General features: G+C 60.5%; 19 protein-coding genes. All 19 read right to left on the bottom strand.

Annotated features, from left to right (window positions below; all coding sequences use genetic code 11):
- Positions 1 to 786 carry a flagellar biosynthetic protein FliR gene (fliR, locus tag ACI514_RS17350; protein WP_038363857.1) on the bottom strand — a complete coding sequence of 262 codons (786 nt, stop codon included), beginning with the start codon at positions 784 to 786 and terminating at the stop codon, positions 1 to 3.
- A gap of 3 nt (positions 787 to 789) precedes the next feature.
- On the bottom strand, positions 790 to 1,059 hold the full coding sequence (gene fliQ / locus ACI514_RS17355) for a flagellar biosynthesis protein FliQ (protein WP_007920026.1): 270 nt from the start codon (positions 1,057 to 1,059) through the stop codon (positions 790 to 792).
- Positions 1,056 to 1,814: a flagellar type III secretion system pore protein FliP gene (gene fliP / locus ACI514_RS17360; RefSeq protein WP_064121002.1), complete on the bottom strand. Its 759-nt coding sequence runs from the start codon at positions 1,812 to 1,814 to the stop codon at positions 1,056 to 1,058. Before fliP ends, fliQ begins: the two co-directional genes overlap by 4 nt.
- The gene (gene fliO / locus ACI514_RS17365; RefSeq protein WP_160056798.1) at positions 1,814 to 2,266 is read right to left on the bottom strand and encodes a flagellar biosynthetic protein FliO; all 453 of its coding nucleotides are present in this window, start codon (positions 2,264 to 2,266) and stop codon (positions 1,814 to 1,816) included. The genes fliP and fliO overlap by 1 nt, the downstream gene beginning before the upstream one ends.
- Entirely contained in the window at positions 2,267 to 2,716 is a 450-nt protein-coding gene (fliN, locus tag ACI514_RS17370; protein WP_007920031.1) for a flagellar motor switch protein FliN, read from the bottom strand.
- Between the two features lie 56 nt (positions 2,717 to 2,772).
- A complete protein-coding gene (fliM, locus tag ACI514_RS17375; RefSeq protein WP_007920032.1) occupies positions 2,773 to 3,741 on the bottom strand; it encodes a flagellar motor switch protein FliM in 969 nt (322 codons plus the stop codon).
- 9 nt (positions 3,742 to 3,750) lie between these two features.
- Entirely contained in the window at positions 3,751 to 4,254 is a 504-nt protein-coding gene (fliL, locus tag ACI514_RS17380; protein ID WP_007920033.1) for a flagellar basal body-associated protein FliL, read from the bottom strand.
- Positions 4,255 to 4,587: 333 nt separating this feature from the next.
- Positions 4,588 to 5,952, bottom strand: coding sequence for a flagellar hook-length control protein FliK (locus tag ACI514_RS17385; RefSeq protein WP_405122089.1), 1,365 nt, complete (start codon positions 5,950 to 5,952; stop codon positions 4,588 to 4,590).
- 105 nt (positions 5,953 to 6,057) lie between these two features.
- Positions 6,058 to 6,405: an Hpt domain-containing protein gene (locus tag ACI514_RS17390; protein WP_160056794.1), complete on the bottom strand. Its 348-nt coding sequence runs from the start codon at positions 6,403 to 6,405 to the stop codon at positions 6,058 to 6,060.
- Positions 6,406 to 6,436: 31 nt separating this feature from the next.
- Positions 6,437 to 8,140 (bottom strand): SpoIIE family protein phosphatase, encoded by a 1,704-nt coding sequence (locus ACI514_RS17395; protein WP_405122090.1) that lies wholly within the window; start codon positions 8,138 to 8,140, stop codon positions 6,437 to 6,439.
- Positions 8,141 to 8,145: 5 nt separating this feature from the next.
- Positions 8,146 to 8,451 carry an STAS domain-containing protein gene (locus tag ACI514_RS17400; RefSeq protein ID WP_160056790.1) on the bottom strand — a complete coding sequence of 102 codons (306 nt, stop codon included), beginning with the start codon at positions 8,449 to 8,451 and terminating at the stop codon, positions 8,146 to 8,148.
- A gap of 159 nt (positions 8,452 to 8,610) precedes the next feature.
- Positions 8,611 to 9,063 carry a flagellar export protein FliJ gene (gene fliJ, locus ACI514_RS17405; RefSeq protein ID WP_160056788.1) on the bottom strand — a complete coding sequence of 151 codons (453 nt, stop codon included), beginning with the start codon at positions 9,061 to 9,063 and terminating at the stop codon, positions 8,611 to 8,613.
- Positions 9,064 to 9,069: 6 nt separating this feature from the next.
- The gene (gene fliI / locus ACI514_RS17410) at positions 9,070 to 10,428 is read right to left on the bottom strand and encodes a flagellar protein export ATPase FliI (RefSeq protein ID WP_405122091.1); all 1,359 of its coding nucleotides are present in this window, start codon (positions 10,426 to 10,428) and stop codon (positions 9,070 to 9,072) included.
- A complete protein-coding gene (gene fliH, locus ACI514_RS17415) occupies positions 10,418 to 11,224 on the bottom strand; it encodes a flagellar assembly protein FliH (protein WP_405122092.1) in 807 nt (268 codons plus the stop codon). Before fliH ends, fliI begins: the two co-directional genes overlap by 11 nt.
- A gap of 4 nt (positions 11,225 to 11,228) precedes the next feature.
- On the bottom strand, positions 11,229 to 12,248 hold the full coding sequence (fliG, locus tag ACI514_RS17420; protein ID WP_007920042.1) for a flagellar motor switch protein FliG: 1,020 nt from the start codon (positions 12,246 to 12,248) through the stop codon (positions 11,229 to 11,231).
- A complete protein-coding gene (gene fliF, locus ACI514_RS17425) occupies positions 12,241 to 14,028 on the bottom strand; it encodes a flagellar basal-body MS-ring/collar protein FliF (protein ID WP_405122093.1) in 1,788 nt (595 codons plus the stop codon). Before fliF ends, fliG begins: the two co-directional genes overlap by 8 nt.
- A gap of 15 nt (positions 14,029 to 14,043) precedes the next feature.
- A complete protein-coding gene (fliE, locus tag ACI514_RS17430) occupies positions 14,044 to 14,373 on the bottom strand; it encodes a flagellar hook-basal body complex protein FliE (RefSeq protein WP_007920044.1) in 330 nt (109 codons plus the stop codon).
- A 127-nt stretch (positions 14,374 to 14,500) separates the two neighbouring features.
- On the bottom strand, positions 14,501 to 15,892 hold the full coding sequence (locus ACI514_RS17435) for a sigma-54-dependent transcriptional regulator (protein WP_405122094.1): 1,392 nt from the start codon (positions 15,890 to 15,892) through the stop codon (positions 14,501 to 14,503).
- A 5-nt stretch (positions 15,893 to 15,897) separates the two neighbouring features.
- The gene (locus ACI514_RS17440) at positions 15,898 to 17,091 is read right to left on the bottom strand and encodes a sensor histidine kinase (protein WP_405124229.1); all 1,194 of its coding nucleotides are present in this window, start codon (positions 17,089 to 17,091) and stop codon (positions 15,898 to 15,900) included.
- Positions 17,092 to 17,175 lie beyond the last annotated feature (84 nt).

Here is a 17,175-nt window from a genome sequence, read left to right on the forward strand (position 1 = left end):
TCAGCGCGCCCGTGCCAGTTCGCGTAGCAGCTGCAAGGCTTCAGTGGCCAGCGGCTGGTACTGATTGAGAATATCCGCCAGGCCGACCCAGACGATAAACAGGCCGAGCACCAGGGTCAGCGGAAAACCGATGGAGAAAATGTTCAGCTGTGGCGCGGCGCGGGTCATCACGCCAAACGCGATGTTGACCACCAGCAACGCCGTCACCGCCGGCAACACCAGCAACAACGCGGCGCCAAGGACCCAGCCAAGTTTGCCGGCCAGCTCCCAGTAATGCGCGGTCATCAGACCGCTGCCGACCGGTAGCGTGGTGAAGCTTTCGGTGAGCACTTCGAAGACCACCAGGTGGCCGTTCATCGACAGGAAGAGCAACGTCACCAGCATGGTGAAGAACTGCCCGATCACCGCCACCGAGACACCGTTGGCCGGATCGACCATTGAGGCGAAACCCATGCCCATCTGGATCGCGACAATCTGCCCGGCCACGGCAAACGCCTGGAAGAACAGCTGCAGGGAAAACCCGAGCACGGCACCGACCAGAATCTGTTCGGCAATCAACATCAAGCCACTGAGGTCCAACGGACTTACCGCTGGCATCGGCGGCAGGCTCGGGGCAATGCACACGGTGATCGCCACGGCGAAATACAGGCGTATCCGGCGTGACACCAGGGTGGTGCCAAACACCGGCATGACCATCAACATCGACGCCACGCGAAACAGCGGCAACATGAACGAGGCCACCCAGGTACTGATCTGGGTGTCGGTCAGCTGAAGCAGCGATTGCATGGCTTAGCCGATGACCATCGGGATGTTTTTGTACAACTGAATGATGTATTCCATGAACGTCTGCACGATCCACGGACCGGCGACGATCAACGTGACCAGCATCACCAGCAGACGCGGCAGGAAGCTCAAGGTCTGTTCGTTGATCTGTGTGGCAGCCTGAAACATCGCCACCAGCAGGCCGACCAGCAGACTCGGCACCACCAGAATCGCGACCATCAATGTGGTCAGCCAAAGGGCTTCACGAAAGATATCGACCGCAACTTCCGGCGTCATGGCGAGACACCTCCAAAACTGCTGGCCAGGGTGCCGATGATCAGCGCCCAGCCATCGACCAGCACGAACAGCATGATCTTGAACGGCAGCGAGATGATCAGCGGCGAGAGCATCATCATACCCATCGCCATCAGCACACTGGCCACGACGAGGTCGATGATCAGGAACGGAATGAAGATCATGAAACCGATCTGGAACGCGGTTTTCAGCTCGGAGGTGACGAACGCCGGCACCAGAATGGTCAGCGGCGCCTGATCCGGGGTGGCGATGTCGGTGCGCTTGGACAGGCGCATGAACAGCTCCAGATCACTGGTGCGGGTCTGGGCGAGCATGAAGTCCTTGATCGGTACCTGGGCTTTTTCTACCGCTTGCTGGGCGGTAAGTTTTTCCGCCAGATACGGTTGCAGCGCATCGTTGTTCACCCGGTCGAACACCGGGGCCATGATGAACATGGTGAGGAACAGCGCCATGCCGGTGAGGATCTGGTTCGACGGCGTCTGTTGCAGGCCGAGGGCCTGACGCAGGATCGAGAAGACAATGATGATCCGGGTGAAACTGGTCATCAGAATCACGGCCGCCGGAATGAAGCTCAGGGCGGTCATGATCAGCAGGATCTGCAGACTGACCGAATACTCCTGCGCGCCGTCGGCGTTGGTGCCCAGCGTGATCGCCGGGATCGACAACGGATCGGCGGCGAACGCCAGTGGCGCGGCCAGCAACAGGGCCAGCGTCAAGACGATGCGTAGCGCACCCATTACTTCGTATCCTTCTGATCCTTGCCGAGAATCTTCAGCAGATGCTGAGCAAATTCCGGAGTCGCTTTTTCACGGGTTACAGGCACGTCGACCGGTTCCTTGAGCACATGCAGCGCGGTGATGGTGCCCGGGCTCAAGCCGAGCAGAATCTGCTCGCTGCCAACCTGCACCAGCAGCAAACGGTCACGCGGACCGAGCGCGCGCGAACCGATCAGCTCGATCACCTGCCCCTTGCCGGCCGGACCTGCCTGCTGCACACGGCGCAGCAGCCAGGCGAGGAAGAAGATCACCCCCAGCACCAGCAACAGGCCGAACACCAGTTGCGTCAGTTGCCCGGCCACGCCGCTGCTGACCATCGGCGCGGTCGCGGCAGGCACCGTGGTGGCGGTCGACGGTTCGGCGGCCAGCACGCTCAGCGGCAATGCCAACAGAGCCCAGAGAAACCGTTTCACTCAGCGCAGCTTCTTGATGCGTTCGCTTGGGCTGATCACGTCAGTCAGGCGGATGCCGAACTTCTCGTTGACCACCACCACTTCACCGTGCGCAATCAGGGTGCCGTTGACCAGCACGTCCAACGGCTCACCGGCCAGACGATCAAGCTCGATAACCGAACCCTGGTTGAGTTGCAGCAGGTTGCGGATGTTGATGTCGGTGCTGCCCACTTCCATCGAGATCGATACCGGGATGTCGAGGATCACGTCCAGGTTCGGGCCGTCGAGGGTCACCGGATCGTTGTTCTTCGGCACGCTGCCGAACTCTTCCATCGGCAGACGCGAGCCGCTGGCTGCGTCGGCGGCCAGCAGGGCGTCGATGTCAGCCTGACCATCACCGGTTTCTTCCAGGGCAGCAGCCCATTCGTCAGCCAGTGCCTGGTCGTCCTGGGCGTTCATATCGTCGTTCATCATTTGTCCTCGGCGGGCAAAAATTCAGTTAAATGCTTGGGGGTTGGAGCGCCGCTTCAGCGACGCTCGATCGGCTCGATCACTTGCAACGCGAGGTTGCCTTTGTGCGAGCCCATCTTGACCTTGAAGGCCGGCACGCCGTTGGCGCGCATGATCATTTCGTCCGGCATTTCGACCGGGATCACATCCCCCGGCTGCATGTGCAGGATGTCGCGCAATTTCAACTGGCGACGCGCCACGGTGGCACCGATCGGCACGTCAACGTCGAGCACGTCCTGGCGCAGGGCGTTGACCCAGCGCTCGTCCTGATCGTCGAGGTCGGACTGGAAGCCGGCGTCGAGCATTTCGCGCACCGGCTCGATCATCGAATACGGCATGGTCACGTGCAGGTCGCCGCCACCGCCATCGAGTTCGATGTGGAAGGTGGAGACCACAATCGCTTCGCTCGGGCCGACGATGTTGGCCATGGCCGGGTTCACTTCCGAGTTGATGTACTCGAAATTGACTTCCATGATCGCCTGCCAGGCTTCTTTCAAATCGACGAAGGCCTGTTCCAGCACCATGCGCACTACGCGCAGTTCGGTCGGGGTGAATTCACGCCCTTCGATCTTGGCGTGACGGCCGTCGCCGCCGAAGAAGTTGTCCACCAGTTTGAACACCAGTTTGGCGTCAAGGATGAACAGCGCGGTGCCGCGCAACGGTTTGATCTTGACCAGGTTGAGGCTGGTCGGTACGTACAGCGAGTGCACGTATTCGCCGAACTTCATCACCTGCACGCCACCGACGGCAACGTCCGCCGAGCGGCGCAGCATGTTGAACATGCTGATGCGGGTGTAGCGGGCAAAACGCTCGTTGATCATTTCCAGAGTCGGCATGCGTCCACGGACGATGCGATCCTGACTGGTCAGGTCGTAGCTTTTGACACTGCCGGGTTCGGCAGCGTTATCGGTCTGTACCAGACCATCGTCGACGCCATGCAACAGCGCGTCGATTTCATCCTGGGACAGCAGATCCTGCACGGCCATGTCGTGTTCCTACTGCAGTACGAAATTAGTGAAAAGCAACTGTTCGATCACCACTTTGCCCAGCTCTTTCTGCGCCACTTCCTGGACGCTGGCGGTGGCCTTCTGGCGCAACATCTCCTGCCCGACCGGGGTCGCCAAGGTGGCGAAATCCTGACCGGAGAAGAGCATCACCAGGTTGTTGCGGATTACCGGCATGTGCACTTTGAGCGCTTCCAGATCGGCCTGATTACGCGCCAGCATGGTGATGCTCACCTGCATGTAGCGCTGACGGCCGTTCTGGTTGTAGTTGGCGACAAAGGCCGGCGCCATCGGTTCGAAGATCGCTGGCTGCTTGCCGACGGGCGCTGCATCAGCGGCCTCGGCAGGCTTGCTCTGGGCACTGTGCATGAAGAACCAGGTCGCCCCCACGGATGCACCAATGGCCAACAGCAACGCCAGCACGATCACAATGATCAGCTTGAGTTTGCCTTTGGTTGCGGGGTCTTTCACTGCTGCGGTTTCGCTCTTCGCCATGCCAATAATCCGTCACTATTCGGGTTTTCACAGTCGCACGGCAAGGCAAGAGCAAGTGTTATGCCAGAAGTGTCGGTAGTAGTGGAGACAACGCTAAAGTCAAAGTCAAAGGCACCCTCACCCCAGCCCTCTCCCGGAGGGAGAGGGGGCCGACCGAGTTGTTTTGTCGTGATACGTCAACCTGAAAGACCGAGTCGATTAGGGAGTCATCCATCAAGTCTTGGCGATCATGGATTCACAGACGCTATTTCAAGTCGGTGTAAATCTCCAATATCCCCCGATCAGTCCCCTCTCCCTCTGGGAGAGGGCTAGGGTGAGGGGCTCTTGATTTGATCAGGCGTAATAGTCGACGGCGCTGGTGCCAATCACGCTAGTGGTTTGAGCAGCGGCGTCAGCAATGGTGGCAGGCGCCAACTCTTCATCCGCCGAATCGAGGCGACCACCGGCAGCGCTGGTGCGACCACTCTGGCCCTGCTGTGCCTGCTCCTGACCTTGCTGCCCCTGCCAGCCACGGCTCTGGTCGGAGACATTGACGTCGACCTGGCCCATGCCCTGCTGGTTGAACATCTCGCGCAAACGATGCATCTGTCCGTCGAGTGCTTCACGCACGCTCGGATGCGCACTCATGAACGTCACTTGGGTCTGCTGATCCGGGACCATGTTGACGCGGATGTCCAGGCGCCCCAGTTCGGCCGGCTGCAACTGAATGTCCGCCGCTTTCAGATTGGCGCTCGACAGATACATGACGCGGTTGACCACTTCTTCGGTCCAACCGCTCTGGTGCATGGCGATTGGCTGGTTCACCGGCACGGCGTTCGCGGTCTTCGGCGTGGCGGCCTGCGTCAATGCCGCCAGACGGTTGGCGAAGTCATCCACGCGGGTATCGCTGGTGGCGGTTTTGAGGTCTTTGAGGCCATCGTCGATCAAACCGCTGAAGGCTTTTTCGCCGCCCTGGCTGGTGCTGTCCTTGTCGGCTTGTACGTCGAGCATGCTGGCCATGCCAGCAGCGAAGTTCTGCGCCGCAGTCAATTCGCCGTCGGCCTGTGCCTGAGCCGGCGAAGCCTTCGGTTGTGCCTGGCTGGCAGCGGAAATGTGCCCGCCCTGCTCCATCGCCATACGCACGGCCGGCATCGAGTCGAGGGGGTCGGCCGCAGGATCGAAATCGCTGTCGGTGGTCGGTGCCGGATCTTTGACCGTACCCGGCAACGCGGCGAGCGCAGGGGTTTCGGTTTCAGGTTGCGCAGGGGTTACAGCCGGGGCCGGCACCACTGGCGCCGTCACCACAGGCTGCACGGCGGTTGCCAATGCCGGATCGAGCGTCGGATCAACCGGCGCCGCGACTACTGGAGTCTGGGCGGTGTCAGTGTTGTCGTCGCTGCTGGCGCTGCTGTCATCGGTTGCCGCCGTTTTATCGGCAGGCAAGTCGTTGCCGCTATCGGCAACCGCCGGTTGCGCAGCGGCAGACTGATCCTTGCCGACTTCCTTTTTACCGCTGTTGTCAGCGACTTTGTCACGCGACGACTTGGGCGAGTTGTCAGCGCTGGCAACCGGCTTGCTCGATCCCTGATCGGCGAACACTTTCGCGAAGCTTGAGGCTTTATCCCCGGTATCTACGGCCATAGCCGACGTTTTGGCCGAGGCGGCTTGCGCCTTGGCCTGAGCGGCATTCTGAAGAAGGATGTTGGGGGTCGCAGGCATGAAACGGTCTCCGCTGCACTGGGATCGTAGGTACAGTTGGGGGAGATAGCTGCAAGTGCCGGGCCAGTTTTGTCCGACGCTTGTGAAAAGCGCCGGACGGTGAGGTCAGTGAGTGGTGGCGTGCTGTCGCTCGTCTTCGTAAACAGAGCGAACCTCAGCGAATTCGACGCTGATATCAGCGACCAGCCTTACGATCTCGGCGGGACTTTTGTCTTTGGCGTTTGATTCCAGCTCCTGGCAAAGCGTCGCCAGTCGAACCGCACCCATATTGCTTGCGCTGCCCTTGAAGCTATGGGCAACTTCCGACAGTTCCTTGGCATCTGCAGTCTCTTGCAATTGCTCCAGGCGAATTTTCGAATCACTCAGAAAGGTGTCCAGCAAATCCGGATAGCTGTCTTCCATAACGTCGCGCAAGGTGTCGAGCACTTCGCGATCTACATGTATGTCAGTCACTTGCTCACTCCTTGATCAAGAATTGCGCGGATTATGCCTCAACCTCCCAGGAAAACTCCACGCGAGCACTACGACCTTCGTCCGACCAACTGGCGTTAAGCCCCAATTGTCTGACCAGACTGACGCCACGCCCCGACAAACGGACACCGTCCAGCGGCCTGTCCATGACTCGCGCCACATCAAAACCCTTGCCGCTGTCTTCCACGCAAATCACCAGACAACCGCCCTCGCCCTGTGGCTGCACCTGCAAATGCACGCGCACGAAACCATCCTGCAACGCCTCCAGCCGATCATTGCGCTGCTGATAATACTGAGCAAAACCCGCCGCATCGCGCTTGAGACTGGAGTCCAGCCCCAGCACGCCGTGCTCCAGCGCGTTGGAATACAACTCGGCGAGCACACTGTATAAAGCGCCACTCTGCGCCCGCAGCCCATGCACCTCAAGCAGCAACTGCAACAGGTACGGCAACGGATTGAAACGCTTTAGCGTCGCGCCACGGAATTCGAAGCTCACCGACCAGTCGAGCGGGCACGACTGGCCGCTGTCGGAGTACAACGGCGCCGACGGTTTGACCTGCGCCGGCTCCAGCAGGCTGACCTCGACCATGCTGACGTCGTCGCGCGCCTCGCCGCGAAAATCCCGCAGCGCCTGTTCGATGTCCTCGAACAATCGGTCAGGCTCGCGATTGGCGGCGAACACTTGCTGTAAACGCTCGACACCGAACAGTTGATCACTGGCATCACTGGTGTCGATCACCCCGTCCGACAACAGAAAGACCCGATCACCAGCGCCCATCGGATGCACTTCAGTACGATCATCGAACGCCTGCGCGCTCAGTACGCCCAACGGCAAGTGCCGCGCCGCCAGCGGCACACGCTCACCGCTGACAATCCGATGCAGATAGCCGTCAGGCATGCCGCCGTTCCACACTTCGACCGAACGCCGCTGAAAACTCAGACACAGCAGCGTGGCGCAGCAGAACATGTCCACCGGCAGGATGCGTTTGAGTTTGGCGTTCATTTCGCGCAGGGTTTCAGCGAGGCCGTAGCCCTTGGCGGTCATGCCGTAGAAGACTTCGGCGAGCGGCATGGCACCCACTGCTGCCGGCAGCCCGTGACCGGTGAAATCGCCGAGCAGCACATGCATGTCACCGGCCGGCGTGTAGGCTGCCAGCAGCAGGTCACCGTTGAACAGCGCATAAGGTGATTGCAGGTAGCGGATGTTCGGCGCACTCAGGCAACCGGAATGGGCGACCTTATCGAACACCGCTTTGGCCACGCGCTGTTCGTTGAGCAGGTAATCATGGTGTTTGGCGATCAGGTCGCGCTGTTGCAAGACAGTCGCCTGCAAACGGCGCAAGCGATCCATCGCCTTGATTTTGGCGGCGAGAATCACCTGGTTGTAGGGCTTCGCCAGAAAGTCGTCGCCGCCAGCCTCCAGACAACGGGCCAGCGCTTCGCTTTCGGTCAGCGAGGTGAGAAAGATGATCGGCACTAGCATCTCGCCCGCCAACGCCTTGATCTGCCGCGCCGCTTCGAAGCCATCCATGACCGGCATCATCGCGTCCATCAGCACCAGATCGGGTTGCTGCCGGCGAAACAGATCGACCGCTTCGGCACCGTTGGCCGCCGTCAGGACTTCATGGCCCTGGCGGCGAACGATGGTCGAGAGCAGCAGGCGGTCGGCGGCACTGTCTTCGGCGATCAGGATAATCAGCGGCTCTTGCGCCAGCATGGCCGTCAACTGATGTCGAAGAGTTTGTCGAAATTGGAGATGGCGAGGATCTTGCGCACGTCGGAGCTGCTGTTCACCACCCGCACATCCGAGTTATCGCCACCGGCGTGATCCCTCAGCAGGAGCAGCATGCCCAATGCGGAGCTATCGAGATAGGTGGCCTCTTTCAGATCAACCACGATGGAGTCGGGCTTCTTGGCAAGATGCTCGTAGGACTCACGAAATTCCTGATGGCGACCGAAATCGAATCGCCCCTTGACCGAGATCGTCAGTTTTTGACCATCTGGAGAGACTTCTGTAACGACTGACATTGACTGGCTTCCTTGTCATTGACGAACCTGTACAAGGTTTAGCACCTGCACAGAGTTGCAGCAAGGTTAGAAGCCAGATCAAAAGATCGCAGCCTTCGGCAGCTCCTACACTGATCCCCCTGTAGGAACTGCCGAAGGCTGCGATCTTTTGATCTTGTTTTAAAAGGGATTCTGGCGGGGCAAGCGCTGCGACAACTCGTCGAGCAGCTTCTGCTCGCGCTTGTCTTCGAGGCGTTGCGCCTCTTCGCGATAACGCTGCACCAGTTTGCGCAGACCTTCGACCTTGGCAAACGCCTGTTGCCATTCCTCACGCGCCTTGTCGAGTTTGTTCTGGTGCCAGACCAGGCTCTGCCGCTGCTGATCAACAGCAGTGTCGAGCTGCGCCAGAAAGCCCTGAAAGCCCAGTAACCATTGCCCGCTCACGCCGGTGGCGCCGCGCACGATCCATTGCTCGGAATAATCCAGACGAAAGGCATTGAGGTCAGCCAGTTTGCTTTCCGCAACTTTTACCTGACCCTGAAAATAGCCCAGGCGTTGAACGGCGGCTTTCTCGGCCTGTTCGGCCATGTCCACCACCGGCGCCAGACGCGCGGCTCGACTGACGGCAGCCATGGCCGGTTAGCCGCCCGCCGCTGGGGCAAACAGGGTTGCGAGGTAAGCCTGGCTTTCGCCCATGTTGATTTTGTCGTTCAGCCCTTGACGCTGGTAGCGAACCAATTGTGGTTGCAGGGAGATCGCCAGATCGGTCTCGCGATCGCCGCCGGCAACGTAGGCGCCAACGCTGATCAGATCGCGACTCTGCTGATAACGCGACCACAACTGCTTGAAGTACTGCGCGCGCTGCATGTGCTCTGGCGAAACCACCGCTGGCATCACCCGGCTGATCGACGCTTCGATGTCGATGGCCGGATAGTGACCTTCCTCGGCCAGACGCCGGGACAGCACGATGTGCCCGTCGAGTACGCCTCGTGCCGAGTCGGCAATCGGGTCCTGCTGGTCATCGCCCTCTGACAGCACGGTGTAGAACGCGGTAATCGAACCGCCGCCCTTCTCCGCATTACCGGCGCGCTCGACCAGTTTCGGCAATTTGGCGAACACCGATGGCGGATAACCCTTGGTCGCGGGCGGTTCGCCGATGGCCAAAGCGATTTCCCGCTGCGCCTGAGCGAAACGGGTCAGCGAATCCATCAGCAACAGGACGTTCTTGCCCTTGTCGCGGAAATATTCGGCGATGCGCGTGCAATACATCGCAGCGCGCAGACGCATCAACGGCGCATCGTCCGCTGGCGAGGCAACCACCACGGAACGCTTGAGGCCTTCTTCACCGAGGCTGTGCTCGATGAATTCCTTAACTTCGCGACCCCGCTCGCCGATCAGGCCGACGACGATGATGTCGGCCTCGGTGAAGCGGGTCATCATGCCCAACAGCACGGACTTACCGACACCGGTACCGGCGAACAGACCGAGACGCTGGCCGCGACCGACCGTCAGCAAACCGTTGATGCAACGGATACCGACATCCAGCGGCACGCTGATCGGGTCACGGTTGAGCGGGTTGATCGTCGGGCCGTCCATCGGCACCCAGTCTTCGGCTTTCATGCCGCCCTTGCCATCCAGCGCACGGCCCGCACCGTCGAGGACGCGACCGAGCATGCTCATGCCCATCGGCAAACGACCGGCATCAGCCAGTGGCACCACGCGAGCGCCAGGGGCGATGCCGGCGACACTGCCGACCGGCATCAGAAAGACTTTGCTGCCGGAAAAACCCATGACTTCCGCTTCCACCTGGGAGGGGTGATAGCTGTCGTCATTGATCACCAGGCAGCGCGTGCCCATGGCCGCGCGAAGGCCTTCGGCTTCGAGGGTGAGGCCGACCATGCGCAGCAGGCGGCCTTCAAGAATCGGCGCGCCGGCAATCTCGGTGGCCTCAGCGTAAGTGCTCAGGCGCTTGGCGAAACTGGTGCGTTCAAGGCGCATCGGGTGCGTCCGCGAGCGGCTCTTCAGGCGAGGCCGCCGGTTTTACGTCTTCTGGAATGTCCAGAGTCAGATCCGCTTCAGCAGGGTGCAAAGCCTGCTCGTGCAACTGATCGAACAGTTTGGCCATGACCTGAGTAACGCGGGTTTCAATGCTCGCATCAATGCGGCTGTGCTCGGTTTCAACCCGGCAGCCACCCGGCAGCAGCGATTCATCTTCGACGATGCGCCAGTTTTCCTCATGACGTTCGCGCAAGGCCTTGGCCTGCTCGAAGTCCTGCGGATTGACGTACAGACGCACGTTATCGACGCCCAGCGGCAACAGCTTGAGGGCATCACGCATGACGTGTTCGATCTGACTGGAATCGATGGCCAGTTCGCGCTTGATCACCTGTTTGGTGATGTGTTGCACGAGGTCGACCAGCGATTTTTCGATCTGCGTGTCTTGCTCAGCGATGGGTTCGAACAGGTTCGCCATCAACTGCTCAAGGCTGGCAAGTTTTGCCGCCAGCGCCACTTCAGCTTCCTGACGGACCTTGAGCGTGGCGCTGTGAAAACCTTCCTTTTCGCCAATGCCGAAGCCTTCGTTGTAAGCCTCCTGACGGATGCTTTCGAGTTCTTCCAGGGTCAGTGGCTGGACTTCTTCCAGCGGCACTTCTTCCATTTCCGGCGGTTCGGGTTCCGGCTCAGGCTCGGGTTCCGGCTTCGGCGGATCGAAGCTGGGCATGGCCCAGGATTCGAAACCACGGACATCGCGGGCACGGATCAGATCCGTCACATCGTCGTCGTGCTTGTCCATGGGCTTAGATCATTTCCTCGCCACCTTTGCCACCGAGGACGATTTCGCCGGCTTCGGCCATACGACGGGCAATGGTGAGGATTTCTTTCTGCGCGGTTTCGACGTCGCTGACGCGCACCGGGCCCTTGGCCTCGAGATCGTCGCGCAACAGTTCGGCGGCACGTTTGGACATGTTCTTGAAGATCTTCTCTTTGACGCCTTCGTCCGAACCCTTGAGGGCCAGCACCAGCACGTCGGAAGACACTTCGCGCAGCAACGCCTGGATGCCACGGTCGTCGACATCGGCGAGGTTGTTGAACACGAACATGAGGTCTTCGATCTGACCGGACAGGTCTTCGTCGACTTCGCGGATCGAGTCCATGAGCTGGCCTTCGATCGAGCTGTCGAGGAAGTTCATGATGTCCGCCGCACGCTTGATGCCACCCAGGGTGGTGCGCGAGGCATTCGAGTTGCCGGAGAACTGCTTCTCGAGAATCTGGTTGAGCTCTTTCAGTGCTGCTGGCTGCACGGTGTTCAACGACGACACGCGCAGGATGATGTCCAGACGCACCTTGTGGTCGAAGTTGCCGAGCACTTCACCGGCCTGATCCGGGTCGAGGTACGCGACCACGATCGCCTGGATCTGCGGGTGTTCGTAACGGATCACGTCGGCAACGGCGCGCGGCTCCATCCATTTCAGGCTGTCGAGGCCGCTGGTGTTGCCACCGAGCAGGATGCGGTCGATCAGGCCGTTGGCCTTGTCTTCACCCAGGGCTTGGGTGAGCATTTTGCGCACGTAGTCGTCGGAACCGACGCCGAGGCTGGTCTGGTCGCCGACGATGTCGACGAACTCGCTCATGACCTGCTCGACCTGCTCGCGATGGACGTTGCCCATCTGCGCCATGGCCACGCCGACGCGCTGAACCTCTTTCGGGCCCATGTGGCGCAGCACTTGCGCGGCATCGGTCGAACCCAGGGACAGCAGCAGAATCGCGGCTTTGTCGACCTTGTTCAGTTTGACGGTTGCGGCTCGGTTATCACTCATCTGCGTTAATCCACTCTTTCACGACCTGAGCCACGCGACCCGGATCCTCGGCCACCAGACTCTTGATTGCATTCAGTTGCGCGTCATAACCCTCACTTGGGCTCGGCAACAGAATGCTCTGCGGACCACCGAGGCTCACGCGGTCGTTGGAAAGTTCGCCGTCCAGGCCGCCCATCCCGCCGAGTTCCACGTCGCTGCCAAGACCGGCCAGCTCCTTGCCTTTGCCGCCGCCGGTGATGTTGTTGAGCACCGGACGCAGCACACCAAACACCAGCACCAGGATGAACAACACACCCAGCACTTGTTTGACGATGTCCCAGAACCATGGCTGGGAGTAGAACGGAATATCGGCAATCACTTCGCCGCGCTCGGCGGAGAACGGCATGTTGATCACGCTGACGCTGTCGCCACGGCTGGCGTCGAAACCGACGGCGTCCTGGACCAGACGGGTGAAGCGCGCCAATTCGTCGGCGCTCCACGGCGCACGGGTGGTTTCGCCGTTGGCCGCGTTGACCTTGACCTGATCGTCGACCACCACCGACACCGACAGACGATTCAGGCGACCCTGCTGCTGTTTGGTGTGGCTGATGGAACGGTCGAGTTCGAAGTTCTTGGTCGATTGTTGACGCTTGTCTGCCGGGTACGGCGCGAGCATCGGCTGGCCGGTGGCCGGGTCCATGATCTGCTGACCGTTGGCGTCAACCAACGGCTGACCTGGCTGCACCATCGCGGCTGGCGCTGCGGCACCACCGGTGGTTTGCGGCGCCGAGGCTGGCGACGGCGGCTGGTTGCTCAGGGCACCCGGCACACCTTGCGGGCCATTGCTGGCAGTGCGTTGTTCGTTAACCGACTGCTCGCTGCGCAACGCCGGTTGATCCGGGTTGAACTGCTCGGCCGTCGACTCGACAGCGTTGAAATCGATGTCAGCCGAAACTTCCGCCTTATAGCGATCGTTGCCCAATACCGGTTGCAGAATGTTGTGCACGCGCTGGGTGAGCATGCTTTCCATGCGGCGGCTGTAATCGAACTGCTTGCCGGCCATGGTCATTTCGGAGTTTTCCGCCTGATCAGAGAGCAGGTTGCCCTTCTGGTCGACGACGGTGATCTGCGATTTGCTCAACTCGGGAACAGAAGTCGCCACCAGGTTGATGATCGCAATCACCTGACCCGGCTCCAGCGAACGACCGGAGTACAACTCGATCAGCACCGAAGCGCTTGGCTTGCGCTCGTCACGGACGAACACCGAGCTTTTCGGAATCGCCAGGTGCACGCGGGCACCCTTGACGTTGTTCAGGCTGGAAATGGTCCGCGCCAGTTCACCTTCGAGGCCGCGACGATAACGCGTCGCTTCCATGAACTGGCTGGTGCCCAGCCCCTGTTCCTTGTCGAGGATTTCGAAACCGATATTGCCGTCGCTGGGAGTGACACCAGCAGCCGCGAGTTTCATCCGCGCACGGGACAGGTCGTCGGCCTTGACCAGCAAGGCGCCGGAGTTCGGTTCGACGTTGTAAGGAATGTCGGCGGCGGCCAGGGTTTCCATGACCTGCTTGGCGTCCATGCCGGCAAGGCTGCCGTACAACGGACGGTAATCCGGCTGCTGCGACCACAGCACCACGGCAAAGCCAATCGCCACGCTCGCAGCCAGGCCGACCAACAGGCCCACCTGACGCAGCATGGTCATCTCGGAGAGGTTTTCCAGGAAGGACAGGCCGAACAGCGGCGGTTTGCCGTCTATCGGGGTGGCCTTGGCCGGAACGTTATCGGCGACTGCTTCTGCCATGACTCAATCTCGTCCTTAAACCGGCATCTGCATGATGTCTTGATAAGCCTGAACCAGCTTGTTGCGCACCTGGGTCAGAGCCTGGAACGACACACTGGCTTTTTGCGAAGCGATCATCACGTCCGTCAGATCGACGCCGCTCTTGCCCACTTCAAATGCGTTGGCCAACTGAGTCGACGCGGTCTGGGTATCGCTGACCTTATTGATCGCCTGACCGAGCATGTCGGAAAAGCTGCTGCCTCCCAGCTCAGGGACAGCGGTCGTCGATTTCGGCGCAGACATGGCATCCAGTTTCATGGCCTTCATGTCTGTCATCAACCGATTAAATTCAATACCTTGGCTCATGGTCTACTCTCTTGGGCGGCCCGCAATTTTTTGACACTCACTCGGCGGGTACACAGGTATTAGCAACAAGGGTGCCAGCTCATGGGCACCCCTTTCAGAAAAGCGTTTTCAACTTTTTCATCACGCCTCAGGTGGCGAACAGATAACCTTCGACGTCCATCCCGGCATCGCGCATTTGCGCCAGTTTGTAGCGCAGGGTACGCGGGCTGATACCGAGCTTTTCTGCGGCTTCCTTGCGTCGTCCACGCTCGGCGCGCAGGGTGTCGATGATCATCTGAAACTCCCGGCGGCGCAGGTCATCACCCAGTGCACCGGCGGAATCCGCATCGATTTCCACCTCGCGGATCACCGCAGACACCGGCGCGGCGACGGGCACCGCGGTGTACGTCACGGGACCTGCCAGACAGAAATCCTGTGGCTGAATCAAACCGCCCTGCTGCAGGATCAGCGCTCGCTGAATGGCATTATCCAGTTCACGCACATTACCCGGCCACGGGTACGCGATCAGGCAGGCTTGTGCGTCAGGCGAAAGTTTCGCTGCGGCGTGCTTCATTTTATTGACGTGTTTGGCCAGCAACCTTTCGGCCAGCGGCAGGATATCGGCAGTGCGCTCGCGAAGTGGACGCCACGCGAGAGGGAAAACCGACAAACGGTAATAAAGGTCTTCACGGAAACGCCCCGCCGCCACTTCGCCCGCCAAGTCGCGGTTAGTGGTGGCGACCACGCGAATATCCAGGGCAATCGGCTTACGCGCACCGACACGCTCGACTTCGCGCTCCTGCAACACGCGTAGCAGTTTGGCTTGCAGGCCAAGGGGCATTTCGGAGATTTCGTCGAGCAGTAATGTGCCGCCGTCCGCCTGTTCGAATTTGCCGGCCTGCGCGGCGATGGCACCGGTGAACGAACCCTTCTCGTGACCGAACAGCGTCGCCTCGAGCATGTTGTCAGGGATCGCCGCACAGTTGATCGCAATGAACGGCTGGCTGGCGCGATGGGATTGCTGATGAATGTAGCGCGCCAGCACTTCTTTACCCGTACCGGATTCGCCGGAGATCAGCACCGTGGAATCGCTGCGCGCCACTCGTGCGGCCAATTCGAGAAGTTGCGCACTGGCCGGCTCGACGGCGATAGGGCCTTCAATGTCGCTCACGCCAATATTGCCCAGCGCATGCCGCGCCACCAGATCCAGCAAAGCCTTGGGCTCGAACGGTTTGACCAGATAGTCCGCCGCCCCCTGACGCATCGCATCGACCGCGCGCTCGACCGCACCGTGCGCCGTCATCAGCAGCACCGGTAATTGCGGCTGGCGGGCACGCAGCAGGGCAAGCAATTGATGACCATCCATGCCGGGCATGTTGACGTCACTGACTACCAGACTGAACGCTTCGCGCGCTACTGCCGTCAGTGCGTCTTCAGCGCAACCGACCGAGTGATAATCGTGGCCGGCCAGCAACAGCGTGTCGGCCAGCGCTTCGCGCAACGAACGGTCATCTTCGACCAGCAAAACCTTGATGCCCATGTCTTTCACTCAGCTCCCTGTACCGCGGAAAACAGCGGCAGATTCACCTGCGCGCACGTGCCGCGCCCGACCCGCGAACGCAGCAGCAATTCTCCCTGATGTGCCCGAGCCACAGCCTTGACCACGGTCAGGCCGAGGCCGGTACCGGTAACTTTGGTGGTAAAAAACGGTTCGCCGAGCCGCGCCAGAACGGCTGGCTCGATGCCGCTGCCACTGTCGCTGATGCACAGGCGCAGGCTGTTGTCGCGGGTGTAGCAATGGACTTTCAGGCGGACGTCGCCGGCACTGGCCTGAATCGCGTTTTCGATCAGATTCAACAGCGCGCCGACCAACGTGTCGCGATTACACAGCAGCTCGCCGACATGACTGTCGCACTGCCAGCGGATTGGCAGATCCTGCACATGGGTCAGCGCCGCCGCTTGCAGCGCCTGCATCAAAGCGTTGGGTGTGAGGCGATCGGTCAGCGGCAATTCACCGCGAGCGAACACCAGCATGTCGCGCACCTGGTGCTCCAGCTCATGCAGGCGCTCTTTCAGGCGCCCGGCGAAACGCTGCTGAGTGGCCACCGGCAATTCCTGCTCAGTCAAATGACTGGCGTAGAGCAACGCTGCGGACAACGGCGTGCGGATCTGATGCGCCAGCGAAGCGACCATACGGCCCAACGAGGACAAGCGCTCGTGGCGCGCCAGTTGATCCTGCAGATGACGGGTTTCTGTCAGGTCGTTGAGCAGCACCAATTGCCCCGGCTCGGCGTCCAGCGAGCGGGTGGCAATCGACAGGCGCCGACCGTTTTTCAGGGAAATTTCATGGCCATCGTCTTCACGCGGGGCGAAGCAGCGGGCAATCACATGGCGCCATAATTCGCCTTCAAGCGGCAGCCCCAGCAACTCGATGGCGGCCGGGTTGGCCTCATGCACAATGCCGTGACCGTCGATGACAATGACGCCACCTGGCAGCAGATCAAGAAGGTTTTGCAGACGGTTGGCCAAGCGTTCCTTTTCGGCCAGCTCTTGCATGCGCTGGGCGCTCACCACTGCCAGCTCACCCTTGAGCTCGGTTACCCGCGCTTCAAGCATGCTGTAAGAGTCAGTCAGTTGGCTGGACATTTGGCTGAACAGCTCGAATGCCTGCTCAAGGCCCTGCCGGCTTGCCTGCTCTACGGAGGACGGTTGCCCCTCGGGACTGGAGGCAGAAGACATCTGGGCGTGGGGCATTGTGCTTTCTCGCTTGGCTGACCGTCAGTTAAACGGAACGTTGCGAGGGCTGTAGCAATACCCGTGCCT

The sequence above is a fragment of the Pseudomonas sp. M20 genome, from assembly GCF_045037865.1.
Taxonomy (GTDB): domain Bacteria; phylum Pseudomonadota; class Gammaproteobacteria; order Pseudomonadales; family Pseudomonadaceae; genus Aquipseudomonas.

What these genes read in the sequence shown, in the direction of transcription:
- fliR (WP_038363857.1), bottom strand. Translation starts at nt 786, where the DNA reads ATGCAATCGCTGCTTCAGCTGACCGACACCCAGATCAGTACCTGGGTG.
- fliQ (WP_007920026.1), bottom strand. Translation starts at nt 1,059, where the DNA reads ATGACGCCGGAAGTTGCGGTCGATATCTTTCGTGAAGCCCTTTGGCTG.
- fliP (WP_064121002.1), bottom strand. Translation starts at nt 1,814, where the DNA reads ATGGGTGCGCTACGCATCGTCTTGACGCTGGCCCTGTTGCTGGCCGCG.
- fliN (WP_007920031.1), bottom strand. Translation starts at nt 2,716, where the DNA reads ATGAACGACGATATGAACGCCCAGGACGACCAGGCACTGGCTGACGAA.
- fliM (WP_007920032.1), bottom strand. Translation starts at nt 3,741, where the DNA reads ATGGCCGTGCAGGATCTGCTGTCCCAGGATGAAATCGACGCGCTGTTG.
- fliL (WP_007920033.1), bottom strand. Translation starts at nt 4,254, where the DNA reads ATGGCGAAGAGCGAAACCGCAGCAGTGAAAGACCCCGCAACCAAAGGC.
- ACI514_RS17385 (WP_405122089.1), bottom strand. Translation starts at nt 5,952, where the DNA reads ATGCCTGCGACCCCCAACATCCTTCTTCAGAATGCCGCTCAGGCCAAG.
- ACI514_RS17395 (WP_405122090.1), bottom strand. Translation starts at nt 8,140, where the DNA reads ATGCTGGCGCAAGAGCCGCTGATTATCCTGATCGCCGAAGACAGTGCC.
- ACI514_RS17400 (WP_160056790.1), bottom strand. Translation starts at nt 8,451, where the DNA reads ATGTCAGTCGTTACAGAAGTCTCTCCAGATGGTCAAAAACTGACGATC.
- fliJ (WP_160056788.1), bottom strand. Translation starts at nt 9,063, where the DNA reads ATGGCTGCCGTCAGTCGAGCCGCGCGTCTGGCGCCGGTGGTGGACATG.
- fliI (WP_405122091.1), bottom strand. Translation starts at nt 10,428, where the DNA reads ATGCGCCTTGAACGCACCAGTTTCGCCAAGCGCCTGAGCACTTACGCT.
- fliH (WP_405122092.1), bottom strand. Translation starts at nt 11,224, where the DNA reads ATGGACAAGCACGACGACGATGTGACGGATCTGATCCGTGCCCGCGAT.
- fliG (WP_007920042.1), bottom strand. Translation starts at nt 12,248, where the DNA reads ATGAGTGATAACCGAGCCGCAACCGTCAAACTGAACAAGGTCGACAAA.
- fliF (WP_405122093.1), bottom strand. Translation starts at nt 14,028, where the DNA reads ATGGCAGAAGCAGTCGCCGATAACGTTCCGGCCAAGGCCACCCCGATA.
- fliE (WP_007920044.1), bottom strand. Translation starts at nt 14,373, where the DNA reads ATGAGCCAAGGTATTGAATTTAATCGGTTGATGACAGACATGAAGGCC.
- ACI514_RS17435 (WP_405122094.1), bottom strand. Translation starts at nt 15,892, where the DNA reads ATGGGCATCAAGGTTTTGCTGGTCGAAGATGACCGTTCGTTGCGCGAA.
- ACI514_RS17440 (WP_405124229.1), bottom strand. Translation starts at nt 17,091, where the DNA reads ATGTCTTCTGCCTCCAGTCCCGAGGGGCAACCGTCCTCCGTAGAGCAG.